8 protein-coding genes are annotated in these 14,979 nt (G+C 41.7%); 1 reads left to right on the forward strand and 7 read right to left on the reverse strand.

Translation table 11 applies throughout. From position 1 onward, the window contains the following. Window positions 1–239: 239 nt before the first annotated feature. From FC98_RS14665 to FC98_RS06850, 4 genes are all read right to left on the reverse strand, one after another. Window positions 240–2,945 (reverse strand): DUF5776 domain-containing protein, encoded by a 2,706-nt coding sequence (locus FC98_RS14665; protein WP_156637244.1) that lies wholly within the window; start codon window positions 2,943–2,945, stop codon window positions 240–242. 242 nt (window positions 2,946–3,187) lie between these two features. Further along, on the reverse strand, window positions 3,188–4,381 hold the full coding sequence (locus FC98_RS06835; RefSeq protein ID WP_056949351.1) for a cation:proton antiporter: 1,194 nt from the start codon (window positions 4,379–4,381) through the stop codon (window positions 3,188–3,190). A 499-nt stretch (window positions 4,382–4,880) separates the two neighbouring features. Next, window positions 4,881–6,647, reverse strand: coding sequence for a phosphatase PAP2 family protein (locus FC98_RS15350; RefSeq protein ID WP_056949352.1), 1,767 nt, complete (start codon window positions 6,645–6,647; stop codon window positions 4,881–4,883). A gap of 627 nt (window positions 6,648–7,274) precedes the next feature. After that, on the reverse strand, window positions 7,275–7,529 hold the full coding sequence (locus FC98_RS06850; RefSeq protein WP_082602803.1) for a helix-turn-helix domain-containing protein: 255 nt from the start codon (window positions 7,527–7,529) through the stop codon (window positions 7,275–7,277). Window positions 7,530–7,693: 164 nt separating this feature from the next. Here FC98_RS06850 and FC98_RS06855 point away from each other — a divergent pair, with 164 nt between their 5' ends. After that, window positions 7,694–8,053 (forward strand): hypothetical protein, encoded by a 360-nt coding sequence (locus FC98_RS06855; protein ID WP_008856736.1) that lies wholly within the window; start codon window positions 7,694–7,696, stop codon window positions 8,051–8,053. Between the two features lie 754 nt (window positions 8,054–8,807). Here the strand turns inward: FC98_RS06855 and FC98_RS06860 are convergent. The 3 genes from FC98_RS06860 to FC98_RS06870 all read right to left on the reverse strand — a co-directional run bounded on the left by FC98_RS06860 (window position 8,808) and on the right by FC98_RS06870 (window position 14,459). Then, window positions 8,808–10,133, reverse strand: coding sequence for an MFS transporter (locus FC98_RS06860; RefSeq protein WP_056949353.1), 1,326 nt, complete (start codon window positions 10,131–10,133; stop codon window positions 8,808–8,810). Window positions 10,134–10,196: 63 nt separating this feature from the next. Next, window positions 10,197–12,920, reverse strand: a complete 2,724-nt coding sequence (locus tag FC98_RS06865; protein WP_056949354.1) for a family 78 glycoside hydrolase catalytic domain — start codon at window positions 12,918–12,920, stop codon at window positions 10,197–10,199. 27 nt (window positions 12,921–12,947) lie between these two features. Beyond that, window positions 12,948–14,459, reverse strand: coding sequence for an MFS transporter (locus tag FC98_RS06870; RefSeq protein WP_054654902.1), 1,512 nt, complete (start codon window positions 14,457–14,459; stop codon window positions 12,948–12,950). Window positions 14,460–14,979: the final 520 nt, after the last annotated feature.

The raw sequence follows: 14,979 nt of genomic DNA on the forward strand, positions 1-14,979 counted from the left end.
TACTTAGCATATTATTCAAATACCCCTATGCTCATAATATAACCATATAAACATTCGCGCAACTGATAACAATACCAATAGCGACATTAATATACCAAATTACCCAACAGAAGATTCTCAATCAGTACATTTTCAGCAATGGTCGCCGAGTGCTGGTAGGATACTTTATGAATCATAGTAAAAGAAGGCCGCCAACATTCGGCGGCCTTCTTTCATTTAAGCTCAATTCAACTTTCCATCTAGTAGAAAGCCTTAACATCCTTCACATTTCCAGTAATGTACCCACCAGCAACATAATATCTTAACGTGCCGTGTTTAGAGACACTATTGGCTTGCGAGTAATCAACCGCCTTGACTTTAATCTTAGTACCCTTTTTAAACTGCCCATTTTTATTTTTTAGGTTAACCGTCTGATAGCGATTAATGGCCTTCTTAGCCTTGACATAACGAGGCAGTTTCTGCTTACCCATTTTAATGAGTTTGCGGTTTCCGGTAATGTATTGACCATTGCTGAGAACATAGCGAGTTGTGAGATTGTGATGAACGAACTTCGTCACGTGCAGGATAGTGCCCTGTTTGTAATTGCGAACCTTATTGGTTAAGTTTGCGTTCTTATAAGCATTAACACCACGTGGATTAATGACCGTCAGAGTTGTGTGCTTGCTTTGGTAATAGACGGGGCGAACATACTGCCAATTCGTTGTAATGTAACCTCGTTTATTCTTATTTTTGGTTAAATGATTAACATCGCGAACCTTATAACGCACAGTACCATTCTTCGCATATGCGTAACCAGTTACCACAAACATTGGGCGATAGACCCGTGGCTTGCTCGTATAACTTGCAAGACGAGCTTTCTTGGTGAAGTTAGCGTTCTGATATAAGTAGATTTTCTTAACTGCATAGACCGCTTCATTCCTCTTAGCCAAACCACTTGGCTTACTTGGGCTAGTGGTCGTGGTTGTTGAAGTGGTCGCCTTGGTTGTTGAACTATCAGGTGTCGTTGGCGTTGTTGGGGTTGTCGGTGTGCTTGGCGTTACTGGCAAATTGCCGCCGCCATTATCTGGCACCGCACCGTTCTTAATAATGTAGTACTTCAAAGTTGCTTGTTTGGCAGGCCAAGTTGTTGGTAAAACAGCTTGAATTTGGCCGGTCCGTAATTCATTAGCTGCCGCTGTATGATAACCAGCCGGTAGATTCTCATTGATCCACAATTGTAAGTTTAACCCATCTTCAGTAGGTGCCACCTGCTCAATTGGATCCCCAGCATTATGGTTGTATCCTGGAATTTCAATTGTTCTCACGGTATTGGCTGGGTCATTCACATCAACGTAGTGGAGCACAATATTGGCAGCACTCTTAGGCAGTGGGACAACATTAGAATTCTTAACCACAAAAGTTGTCTCTTTCGTTGCCTCGTTTCCTTGCGCATTTTTAGCGGTAATAGCTAACTTATAAGTCCCATCTTTTGGATGAGCTGGATCAAATTCGTCACCAATATACTTCGCGGTGAAGGTGTAGCCAGGCGCAATTTTACCGCCATTAATCTGCGGGTTTGCTGGATCGGAAGCCGCCGCCACGAACTGCTTAATAAATTCTGGCGAAGTAACCGTTCCAAGAACAAAGTCAAAATCTGGATCAAGTGATTTTGATAGATCGACAGTCTTCTCAGGCGTTAAATCAAGCGTTGGTGTATAGCCAGTTTGGTCTGGATTCATATATCTCATTTGAACCAAATGAGATCCGGCATTCTGTTCAGCGTCATTTTGATCAACGTACTTTAGGCTGGTTTGCATTTGAATGGTATCAGCTGCCCCAGTTGTTTTATAAAGTGGGCTGTTATAATCAGTAACCCGTGGGGTGGTTGGTGCATAGAAGGTAAGGTCAACTGACCAGCCTGGATGTATCCCCGCCGTTGAGCACGTGAAGATAATCCCCTTTTTATCTGGCGTTTGGCTAAGCGTATAAGTTCCCTTGGTCATCTGTGCATACTCGGCACCATTATAGCCGCCATCCCGATTGTAAGAATCAACCCACGGGACAACTGTATCAAAATCAATTGAATGCCCATCAGTAGGTTCAATCGTCCAAGTCAATTCCTTGGGCATTGCTGATTGCTTAGGTAACTTAATCATTCCAAACGCACTCACAGCATCTTGGGTATGCTGATAATAAAGCTGAGATGGCGTTGTGCTAGTGGCTTCTTCTCGGCCAACGTAATTGTCTCGATAATGACTCTCATTATCATTACCCAAAGTCAACCCACCAAAGCCGCCAAAGATTGCATGGGAAAGTTGATCTGGGATGTCAAATGGTGTGTTACCACCACCGCCATCATCTTTGTTACTTGTAACTAACAGGTATGAATCCGGAAAACTAATTTTAGATTCACCAGCTGGCGTAAACGATGTGGTAACGTTAACGCGCTGCTTATCCAAATTCAAATTAGGTTGAATCGTTCCGGCAATCACAATTGATAACTGCTGGATATTGGGTAAGTCTGCCTTAGCAGTGACGGTAATCGTCCCGCCATTGGTAGTCATCGAAAAATCATCGTTTAAGCTACTTGAAGTTGTTGTACTTGAAAGATCCTTAGTAATACTTAAAGGATCAAGAATGCTACCATTATCCAGATTAATCGTGAACGTATCCCCGGCATGAACTCTCTGCTGAGAATTGCCCGGGGCATCAAATGACAGCTTAAACTGAACAATGTTATTGGCCGTCATTTCTTCACCTGATTGGAAATTTGTGCGGTAAGCTAGATTGGCTGCACTGACTGGTGAATACGTTTCATCAGCATGCGCCCTGACGCCCCCAAATAGGATAGAAGCAACCGTCACAAAGCTAAGTAGCACGATCACAACCAAATTCAGTAAACCCCACTGCTTCTTTTGGTTTAAATCCCCGTCTAAACCATCGACTCTAACCATGTTTCTTTTCATTATTAACTTCCCCCGTTCAACGGACTGGCACAATTGTCCGCCCATTCTTCTAATATCAGAACCCCTATCATTATTTATATCAATTTAATTATAAGATGCCAGTCCAAACGGTTCAACTTTTGATTTGGCTGCTGTTAACGGATCCAAATCGTTGATTACTAAGGAACTTAGGGGATTCAGTCAGGTCATCAAGTGATTCCTAACTTTTCAGTTGTTTCATTAATTAGTAAAACTAAGCGTAATCAGTCCATATCTAATGGTAAGTTTGCGCGGTCGTTGTCCGGCAACCGCCGAATCGCGTGCTTCAATAGAAATGGCGCGATGAGTGTTGACAAAATGATAACTAGAATCAAATCCGAATAATATGTCCCGGATAGCAACCCCGAGGAAAAGCCAATTTGGGCAGTGATCAAACCCATTTCGCCTCGAGAAATCATCCCTGAGCCAATCATGTAACTGCTATGAATATTGAAGCCGTTCATTAATGCCCCTAGTCCGCAGCCAAGCAACTTACTAACGCAAGCCAGAAAGGTTAAAACTGCCACGAAAACAATTGAGTTTCCTAGATGATCCAACGACATATTCAGACCAATGCTAACGAAGAAGAGCGGCACAAACACCGCATAGCCGATTGGCTCCATGTGGTTTTCAATGGTTGCACGATAAGGCGTATGAGCGACGGCAATGCCAGCAAAGAATGCGCCAACTGCACCGCTCAACCCTACGGCATCAGCGGCCCAGGCCATCCCTAAACAAATCACCATTGAGGTAATCGTCACACTCGAGGTCATTAATAACCGTTCACCAATTCGCATCAAATAAGGAACAATCCAGCGAACCATCAGATAAGTCCCACCGAAAAAAGCAATTTGTTCGGTAAAAACCACCAGCAAATTAGTTGGCGCCCCGCTGGTCTTAACCCCAGCCGTCCCCATCATACTAATCATGATTGATAATAGAATCACGCCGATAATATCGTCGGCAACCGCTGCGCCAAGGATGGTGGCCCCTTCCTTAGTATCCAACGCTTGATAGTCCCGCAAAACCGCCACTGAAATTGAAACTGAGGTGGCGCTAAAAACAACGCCAATGAACGCTGCTTCTAATGGTGAAAATGAATAGGCTAAAGCGGCCGCACCAATCATGATAACCGGAAAAATAACCCCGACGATTGCCACAATGATTGCCGGCCGCAAATACTTTCTCAGTAATTTGAGGTTACTTTCTAAACCACCCAGAAACATGAGAATGATGACACCAATTTGGGAAAACAAGTTGAGCGCACTATCCAGATGAATCCAATTAAGCAGCGCTGGGCCCACGATAATGCCAACAATAATTTGGCCAATAACGGCTGGAATACCAATTCGATTTGCCAAGTGACCCGCCAAAGTTGTTAAGATTAGCAATAAGCAAAGCGCCCCAATAAAATTCATAACCTAACTTCCTTTCGTGAGAATTAGGATACGACCTATTTTTTTATATGTCGTGTCCTTTACTAGTTCATTTGAGATTACGATAGAGATTCCGAAATTTTTTCTAGCAAAAAAACGTCCCTTGAAATCAATCCGACTTCAAGGGACGCTTTCCGTGTTACCACCCAACTTCACAGCAACCTCACGACCACTGCCTTACTGTGTACAGCCAAATCAACTTGACGATACACTGGCGCTGTAATGGGCGCTCCCAACAAATTCTCATCGCATTTGTTGCTCAAAGGCTACTTTCGTTATTTAAGTACTTAGACCGTTCACACTTTCTAGATCTTCCCTGAAAAAACTCAAATAACTACTCTCCTCATCTTAGCAAATTCTCATATTTCTTTAATTGTGACTAATGGTATTCTCTTTGCCTTTCAGTGTCAACCGTTCTGTAAGGCTCACTACTGAGTCGGTTTTAATTTTTGAAATAGCCACTCGGCAAATAGGCTCACGGCTACTTTACCACCAGAACGGCCTGCTTACTATAAGCTAAATGCCAGCCTTTCGGCAATCCCTGAACGTGGGCAAATTTGCCAGAATGTTTTTTAAAGGTTACCAACTTTGTGCCCGCTTTAAGGCCTTTGGCTGAACTGATCACCAACTTGCCGTTTAACTTAGCGGAACCAGCTACCGCAACGTGATCGTTAGCTGCTAGGTTCAAGGTTGCCTTGCTTGCCTGAGAATAATTACCCTTAACATTAACGGTCGAAGAAGCTAGCTTGACCGTCCCGTCATTTAAGTTCAAACTACCATTTCCAAATGCGGTAGCGTTTTGAGCAACTAAGGAACCACCCTTAACCGTTGTATCACCACGGTACGTATTCTTACCAAGCAATGCAAGTGAGCCACTGCCTTCCTTGGTCAAGCCGCCCTTACCAGAAATGTTATTCTTCCACGTGTCGTTAGCATTGAAACCACCCTTGGCTGCATCCATGTTAACGGTTGTGTTTGCGAGGAATTCACCAAACCCGTTGGCGGCCTTAAAGAGGTTTAAGCGTCCCCAACCTTCAGTGTCATCACCCATTGGATATCCAGATGGTAAACCAGTGGTGTCCAGTACCTCTCGGCGTTGAACATCTGAAAGGTATGGTAACCGGGTTTTAAGCAAAACTTCGGCGCCCTTTGGCACAACCATTGCTTTATGGGTATCCCCAATTGGTGAGAAGCCATAGGTCAATCGGTACGTATAATCAGCCAAGTTCTTTTGGTAATCACTAAAGGAATCCTGCACGCTGGGATCCTTTTGGCTTGGTAAATCAGCTTGAACATCCTTGTAAGCTTGGTCAGCGAGCTGTTTATTATTTGGATCGTTCAAAGTTGCCGCAGTCATTGCGGTTCCGATCACCCGGCCACCCATCACAGCGAGCGGTGAATGCCGGCCAGCAAGGACCCGATCGTAGCCTACTTCTGATGACCGAGTGATTAATTGTTGATAACGTTGTGGAAATGCATATGCTAACGTTTCACCAGTCTCAAAAGCAGCCGTAGTGTGACCACTTGGAAAATCGTAATCATTTTGTTTGGCGGCGGCCATGACATTTGTTAAATAAGGGTTAACCTTAACCTGGCTGCTTTGGCGATAAGGCCGGGTATATTGAATGTATGCTTTTGGTGTGCCAGTCCCTGACCAATCGGAAGCTTCCGCGGTATCCACCAATTTAACCACTGATCCTAATTTAGAATTCTCATCAGCCCACTTCATAGAACTATATGGTGAATCGGCAGGTAGTGGCGCATCTGGAATCGAATTGAAATCAGTTTGGGCACCCGCATCTTTGATAAATGCGTTGGCATAAGGTCCAAAACCACTAATCAGGTTATAACGGAGATCTCGTCGATCTGTTAAGTAAGAACGATTGACCTCATCTTGAGAAGCCCCGTTTGAAATCTGAATCGATTTATCGAGGTTTTCCTGTAAAATAGCCGCGTCCTTTTTGGTTTGCGTTGTTGGATCCCAGTAACTTAAAAACGTATTGTTAAATAACGCAATTGCCGGATTTGTTTCCGGTGTGGTATTCGTTTTGATGTTTTGCTGATACTGGTCAACAAAGTAACCGTATGATGCTGCTTGTGGTGCTAAGGTCTTTGCAAGGCCCGAATCATCATTAGAACTACTGGCCTGCGTATTTGTCTCAGCGCCAAATAACGCTGCTCCTGATAAAGTGAAAACAAGGGCACTCTTAATAACCGTCTTTAGAATCGAATTCCGTTTAGCTGTCATGACTAAACCTCCCAAATATAATAACTAAGAAATGCTTATCAGAACGACAATAATGAATAGTACGGCAAACGCAAGCTCCCAACCCAACTTAGGGGTATGCTTAATCTCGTTAATCATCGTTGACATCAGTTTCACCATCTTTCAACTAGTCCCTGATAACCATTCATGAATCATCTTAAGGATAGCGGATGGGTGTAAATTATTAGTATGAGGGTTGTAAAAAGTAGGTAAATTTTGGGAAACAGAAATCGGAAACTTTATCTAGTTTGCAGTTTTTAAAGCTTTTTGGGCCGAAAAAAGATCGCCATAATTAAACTGATAGATAATAGGATGCACAATATCAGTCGGCCAGTCACCATCCCCAACGCTTCAAAGGGGTTAGCATTGATAAAAGAATCAGTCCAAGCAGGCCATATCAAGTTAAGCGTAAAATTTATAATAAGAAATCCAAAGAAACCGCTAAACATTGTAAAAAGGGTGAACCGGTGTCTGAGATTGGCCCAATTGTCATAGCCCAAAAACAGTATCAATTCATTAATAAGTAGTAGGAAACTCGTTATCGGCGAATGGAAGCCAGGTAGGTCATACATATGCAGGTAACTAATCGCTAGTAAGCCAATATTTAAGCTATATGTAATCATGAAAATAAATGGGGGGCCAACTATTTCCTTGTTCCCGTCCTCTACGATTCCCTCGAATCAAGTCATCAGCAGATACCCCAAACAAATCACTAAGGCTAATCAGCATATTAACATCCGGATAACTACGCCCATTTTCCCAACCTGAAATTGTTTTTCTTGAAACATGCATCTTTTCAGCAACTTCTCGCTGAGTCATTCCCTTTGCTTTTCGACATTGCTTTAATTGGTCAGAAATTTTCATTCAACTTCCTCGCTTTCTTTGACAACCATCACGATAGTTCTTAATGTATCTATTTTATTAGGAACACAAATGGTTAACAAGCATGTCTGTGATTCTAAGCTTGCGTTTTCCCTGTTATGGACTAATTATAAAAATATCAATGAGTTTAAGCGAGGTGATGTGTCATGACCGAACCATCAAAGGATAACTTAACAAAATCTGAGCTGATCGTTTTAATAATTGAATATACGCTAGTGTTATTAAGCACCTTAATTCCTGTTATTAGTCGCACCTGGACAACCATTATTTACTGGTTAGTTTTCATTAGTGTGTTGATTTTTACCATTCAACATCATCAGCATACCAAATTTAAACTAAAGGCTGCTACCTTCCCACTAATCGCTTATCCCTGTATTCAAATGCCTGGCTTGCTGGCTTATGACAACAGTCTCAATGCCGTTTTCGTTAATTTGTTTCTTCTTTTAATCATGTGTTGGGTTGGTTTCTCGATTTATCTATACTTAAAAACCAAACGGGCTAACTAGCTCAATTAGACATTATATTTTAACTTTAACCATCAACCAAAATAGAGAAGACAAATGAATTCAAAAGGTGGCATCATTCAGATAAATAAGTTAACAGGACTTTCTCCGGAACAAATACAACCCAATTCTGGAGGTATGAGCAAGATTCAATGATATCGATCGGGTAAATGGCTTTTTAGATGGCCTACTTCTTAAGTAACCAATTTCTTTTACATTTTGCGATTTCTACTTATTTTCACGAAAGGATCTGTTATTGCATGCAATCAATCAGTTTAAAAATATTACCGTTGAAGAGACCGAAAAGATCGTTGGTGGCGGTCATTGCTACACAGCAAGTTGCATTAGGCAAAGGGATAGCTTTCTACCTAACGTAGCCCACGGAGTAGTATGTCAAGCAATTGGGGTGTGCTCATGAAGACTAATCTTTATAAGAAAACATCTTTATATGTATTTATCCTCTTTTTAGCATTTTTAGTCATTGCACTTGTATTTAAAAGGTCTTGGTGGATTACACTACCTATACTCATAGTGCTGTTAGTACAAGGGTTTCGGCTGTTTAGAAGTTGATTGATGAGGCAGCTTCTTCTCGAGACTATCTCTTTTATGTACTAATGATCCGTTTTCTAATTGAATATCATAAATCTAACAAAACAAAATTATTTTGGAATCTAAAAACACCTACAGAATTAAAAGTCTGATTATTCTCAACTTTTAAATGTTGTAGGTGCTCCCATATCTATTCAGTTTTTATTTTCTAATTACTTGGTGTCGTTGCATCTCCAGCAGCCTTAGCAGCAGCTTCCTTACTTGCTTCATCACCGTTAATCATATTGTATTTCTTTTCGTAATGGATCATTGCGAATCCAGCTAATCCAAAGACAATCACGATCCCAACAAAGCCCCACATAGTTGCTTTGATGGTTGTTGGTAAAACAAGTAATGGCGTAAACATTGCTAAAATTCCGCAAAGAAAACGGGAAACCCCATTGATAAACCCTTGAATAGTTGCCCGAATTTCATCTGGAAACGACTCTTGGGTCCAAACTTTGTAAATAGCTTCACCAGAAAGCATACTACCAACGCCCCAAACTAGCATGAAGGCTACGATTAAAGCAATTGAGGTTGCCCCAAAGACTGCCAATCCGCCCATTGCAATGAGGGCGAAGATCACGCCAAGTGTGAACCAAGTATTCCGTTTGGCAGAACCAGCAATCGTAACATAGAATCCTAATATAAACAGAGCAGCAATGTGTAAACCTAACCCAATTCCAGTTGATAACGTTTGAGAAGCCCCGGCCTTAACAAACATGAAAGTCGTAAACTGGCCGAACGTATTAGCCACAAAGTTCCAAAAGATATAGTAAATCGCAATTGCGGCAAACAATCGAATATAAATCTTACTACGTGAGCTCCTGAAGAGTACTTGGATAACGGAAGCCTTCTTAGTTGGATTTTCATCCAACTCGGCTTCCTTTGCAGCTAATCGTTCAGCAGCTTCCTTGTGCAAAACTCGAATTCCCTTGGTAAATGTTCGCCAAACCCAGAGAACTAGTGCTACTAGAGCAAAGAATCCAAAAACAATCCGGCCACCAGTCACACTCATTGTTGAAACCACAAATGCTGCTCCGGTTGAAACGAATTGACCAACTTGCCAAAAGATCTGCGTTGAGGCAACCATCTGAGAAGCCAGTTTTTGGTTCGGTGCATCCCGGGAAATAACCGTCAGCGATACTGGCAAATCAGTTCCTGAGGCCACACCACAGATAACTACGCCGGCTAGGAGCATTAAATACCCATTTGAGAAAACACAAATTCCTGCACCAATGGCGTACAAAAAGTTAACCCAGTCAAAAATGGTAACAATCCCGACTTTATCAGCAAACCGACTACCGAAGATCGACCCAAACGCAATTGCAAACGTCAGCGCACCAGATATTACCCCAACCTGGCCGTTAGTGAGGTTTAACCCCATCTGCCACACGGTAATTGTACTTGCTAACCCAACAATAATTCCAGAACCAAGCATTGAGCCTAACCCCGCTGAAACACTCAAATTCCAATATTTACCTAGATTTTTCATAATTCCAATCTCCTTATTGTCCATCTACGGACAAACTAAAATAGATTAATAAATGAAGAAACACTAATTGGTTCTATACGAAACATGATAGTTACCGGATCCCAAAATAAGTTGGTCATTATCCGTATGCATCCCCTCCAAATCAACACCACCACTATCCTTAACACTGCCTAATTGGGCACCAGCGGGTAAAACAATGGTTGCTTTTGAATTCATTGGAACCGTTATATCCAATAGTTGTTGCCCACCATTAACGTCTAAGGCGGCTTTAATAATCCCTCTGGCAGATGGTGTTTGAACGTTTACCTGACGCAGTTTCCCTGGTCGGATTTTAACCTTAAAGGCTTCAAAGCCCGGCTTGGTTGGATTGATTCCCATAATTCCCTGAACGATGGTTAGCCCAGGTGTTGCCCCCCATGGGTGGGATAACGTCATATTGGGCTTATAATGATTACTCCAAGCTTCCGGCGCAATTGTGGCTTTCAACGTGTTCAGAATTGCAGCAAACGTCTTTTGATCTTTCCGGTCATCTGGGTTAGTTAGCAGTTCAACGGCATCGTCCGCATGCCCACTATCAATTAGTCCCTTAAGCATAAAGTAAATGAAGTAGATACTCCCCACGAACTTACCATCGTTAGCAACGAACCGACTTATCTTATCAGCCATCTGTTGGCTGTCGTAGATGCCATAACAAAGTGCATAAGCAGTTGAATGATGAGCTGTATGCTGGTTAACTGATAAATCCGCATTTAGGGAGTCATAAAACCGACCAGTTGTTGAATCATACAAGTGAGAAATGAGGGCTTTTTTAATCCGGTCCGCCCGGCCGCGGTAATGCTTTGCATCAGCCTGATGTCCAGTAGTCTTAGCAATTTTACTCATTGTTAAGTAAGCCCCGTAAAAAATGGCATTGAACGGTGTATTGTATTTGCCTTCCACAAAACCATCACGCTCTGGAATCGGCCAATCAATCAGGCCATCATTAGTAACCAGGCCAACTCGTTCATCAAAATTATCGACGCCTTTTGTATTGCGTAACGACCCCATGAAGTCTTGCGAAGCGCCATCGAAACTTTGTTCATTTTTACCTCGGTTAAGTTTGTAAGTAAGGTCCTTATAACGTTGATTCAGAAAAGCATCATTGCCGGTATACAGATAATCCTGCCAAGCCATTTCAATGCTATATAACTTATAATCCTCAGGCCAAGTCGGATTATCAATGAGATAATCCATACTATGGCGGTTGAGAGAATACTGGGATGAAACGACAAAGCTAGTGTTCCCGTTCACTAACAGGTCGCCTTCATAGGGGCGGCGTTCACGAGCTTGAGAATCGACATAAACGTCTTGATTGGTTGCCTTGATCGTATACTTAGACAGCTCATACTCGCGATTCAATAAGCCATTATCACTTTTAAAGTTAGCTTCTTGAGATTCAAATGGCTGCTCGATTGCCCAGCCAAAGAGGTCATTTTGCTGAAGTTGACCTTGAAAGCCAACTAACTCAATGTACCGAAAGTTCTTAACTTGTAGAGTTGTGAACTTATTTTGACCTTTTACAAACGTCCAATTTTCAACGTAATCCGGACCGGCTGCCAAATGATGACGAACATGCCCATCGTCTTGGAGTTGCTCACCCATTAGAACAGTGGTCCGCTGATTAATAGGACTTTCAATATTGACTTTCAGGCTACCAATAATTTCTTTACCTAAGTCGACCAAGTAATTCTGGTCACCCAGCTTAATGACCTTTTTACTGGGTTCATTAGTTTCAAATCGACGTGTATTTTCGCTTCGATAAGGAATCAATAACTCGTGGTCGTTGACCATTTCTTGTGGATTAATCCATGCTGTACCCCAAGAATCGTCGTTATAGGCGATTTCAGACCAGCCTTGTGGGTAATAACGCATATCAACATTTTCCGAAACCATCCCAAAATACAGACTGCGGATCTTCACACCATAGTCACCAAATGCTGTGCTGCCATCAAGTACTTTCCAATCCTGATTGGTAACGATCACTTGCTTTTTAGACCCATCATTTAAATAAACTTCCAGCTTACACCAAAATGCCTTCCGATCAGACTTAGCGGTGGCAAGTGCCGCAATGACATTTTCACCGTTAATTAAGTGTTCCGTCACGTCGTACTTACTATAGTAAATCCCAACCTTATCAGAACCCTGATAATGAACCTGGCGATGGGGAGAACCGACACCGACGTTTGTTCCGTTAACTAGTAGATCAAATCCTTGAATAAATAATGGTTCATTTCCCCTTGAGAAGGCTGTAATAACGGCTGTATCAATATTAATTAGGTTTAGGTCAAATCTGGGGCTGCGAATAAACACAACGTTACCTAATTTAGGAAGTTCATTATTAACCTTTTCAGTTTTATGAGCCCAGATTCCCAAGTGCGATGCAGTGCTTACCTGATCGGTACAAATGAACTTTTCTGGCTGTGAGAAATCGCTCGTATTACCAAAGTTATCTTTAATTCTAACTTGCCAGTAATAAAGCTCGCCTGATTCTAACTGTTGATTCAAAGTTGGAATTTCAACGCCCGTATTTCGATCTGAACTTACCCAACCACTGTCAAACACATATTCTTGATTAGCCAATTGGTGAAGGCGGTTGGCAATCACCAATTGATATGCAGTTTGTTGACTGTTAGCGATATTGCTATGGTCCCACCAACTAAAGCGGGGTGTTTGGCCGACGTTATAAGCAAATTTCAATAAGTTTACATTTAAATGCGTTGGTATTAATAAATTTTGATTGTTAATCATTAATCTTATCCTCTGTCTTAATAATATTTAGTCATCCGGCCATACTTTGTCATATGGAACACCAGTCAACTCGTGAACGGTCTTGGCAACCTCAGGATCAACGTCCTTTTTGCTACCACCCTTGCGAAGCCGCAAAGTTTCCTGAATGATAATCTGATGAGTTTGCTTGTTAAGCTTAAACGTCAATGCTTCTAGAAGGGCTAAAAGGATTAAGCCACCTGTCCCAAACAGCAGGATTGCCGCAATTGCATGTTGTGTTTGCACTGATTGTGTTGCAGCATTCTTAGCAAATCCATTGCTATCAAGGATAAAACCGACTGCAACCGTTGCAACGGCAACTGTTGACTTGCGGGTAAAACTCATGACAGCAGCGAAAACACCTGCTCGCCGACGTTTAGTCACAATTTCATCTAAGTCTGGAATGAATGGAAAAACGTTCCAGGGAGTAAACTCTAATGTTGCCCGACCAATTTGGTAAACTAACGAAATAAAGAATAAGATCAAGATAACGTGATTCGTAACGTGAAGTCGGAAGACAAGGTAGTAGCCGACTAGCATTAGCAACATCAGCCCATAACCGACTTCGTACAGAAATTTTGGTCCAAATTTAACCATTCCGAATCCCGCTACAATGGTCACTAGCAAGCCAACCAATGAAAGCGAAAGCATGTTGGCGGCAACCGTTGCTGATAATCCCAAACAATAAATACAGAAGTAGGCAAAAACGGTATTAAACGTATCCTTACCAGTAAACGAAAATAGGTAAATTAACAGGTGCTTTCTGAAACTTTTAATTTTGAGCGTCGAACCATAATCGCACAACAGTCCCCAAAATCGTTTGAGAAGTGATCCTTCATTAACAGAATCCTTCTCTAGTTCAACCCGCATTTCTTTGGTAACCGGCTTTTCCCAGGTAACTGAATAGCAAACATAAACGCCAATTGCAAAAATAATGGCAAATAGTGTTCCGTTAACTAAGAACGGTATTGGACTGTGTTGGCCCATAATCGCAAATAATTGGCCAGGGATAAAGGTCGCTAAAAATGTGGCCCCGGCTGAAATAAACATTCTTGCTGATGACAACTTCGTCCGTTGATTATAATCATCCGTCATTTCATTTGGTAATGTTTCGTAAGGGATCATCATCGCACTTGAAATAACTTCGAAAATCATGTAGGTTGCAAAATAATACCAGTAATTCATTCCGGCAATCCACAAAGTAATATATAGCAACATCAACGGTGAACCAATAAGCAAGAAAAAGTGACGGCGACCAAACCGTTGGCCTAACTTGGTCTTATAAAAGTTATCAGTTAAACTTCCCATCAACAAGCTACAGATTGCATCAGCAACCCGGGCAGCACCAATAATTGAAGCCCCCTGTACTGCAGTTAAATTACAATAAGACGTGTAAAAGAACAGCATCCACGCCCCAATAATGGTCATTGAACCACCACCAACAAAGTCGACGATTCCATATCCAATTCCGCGCCACACAGTAATCTTGCGCGGCGTATAAACCTTATTTTGCTTTAACATAGCTTCCAATCTCCTATCATAGACTCAGTGGAAACAGAAATTTTGGCCTCCCATCTCGTAATCATCTAATGTATCAAACTGATATATCAACTGCCATAAGACTATCTTGTGAATCCCAAGCGGTCAATAAAGCGTTTTCAAAATCTGGCTTTTAAAAATACAAAGCCAACGGAAGTTACTGGTATCCCTAGGGTAAGGCTTAAATTGAAATATTTTCATCTGCGGATCTAATATGTAGATTTGATACATTCAACTTGCGAAAACGATACAACTGCACAACCTAAAACACAAAATCTTTTGGATAATAGTGGTCAACAAAAAAATCCCATCAACGATGATGGGATTTACTAAAAATCAAGTAAAACAGTTGGTAAAATAAGATTCAGAGGAGTACTGTAAAAACTAATAAGTATTTTTAGTTGCCTCCTTTCTACTAAATCCTGGGGCATTTTTATAGTAACTGATATATTTCTTATAAAAAAAAGTTCGACCTCGATTTAAAATTGAAGTGCAACACCTG

This window comes from Lentilactobacillus kisonensis DSM 19906 = JCM 15041 (assembly GCF_001434135.1).
Classification (GTDB): domain Bacteria; phylum Bacillota; class Bacilli; order Lactobacillales; family Lactobacillaceae; genus Lentilactobacillus; species Lentilactobacillus kisonensis.

Bases quoted from the DNA above. Each gene is read 5' to 3' on its own strand.
- FC98_RS06850 (WP_082602803.1), bottom strand. From the start codon at position 7,529: ATGAAAATTTCTGACCAATTAAAGCAATGTCGAAAAGCAAAGGGAATG.
- FC98_RS06860 (WP_056949353.1), bottom strand. From the start codon at position 10,133: ATGAAAAATCTAGGTAAATATTGGAATTTGAGTGTTTCAGCGGGGTTA.
- FC98_RS06855 (WP_008856736.1), top strand. From the start codon at position 7,694: ATGACCGAACCATCAAAGGATAACTTAACAAAATCTGAGCTGATCGTT.
- FC98_RS06835 (WP_056949351.1), bottom strand. From the start codon at position 4,381: ATGAATTTTATTGGGGCGCTTTGCTTATTGCTAATCTTAACAACTTTG.
- FC98_RS14665 (WP_156637244.1), bottom strand. From the start codon at position 2,945: ATGAAAAGAAACATGGTTAGAGTCGATGGTTTAGACGGGGATTTAAAC.
- FC98_RS06870 (WP_054654902.1), bottom strand. From the start codon at position 14,459: ATGTTAAAGCAAAATAAGGTTTATACGCCGCGCAAGATTACTGTGTGG.
- FC98_RS06865 (WP_056949354.1), bottom strand. From the start codon at position 12,920: ATGATTAACAATCAAAATTTATTAATACCAACGCATTTAAATGTAAAC.
- FC98_RS15350 (WP_056949352.1), bottom strand. From the start codon at position 6,647: ATGACAGCTAAACGGAATTCGATTCTAAAGACGGTTATTAAGAGTGCC.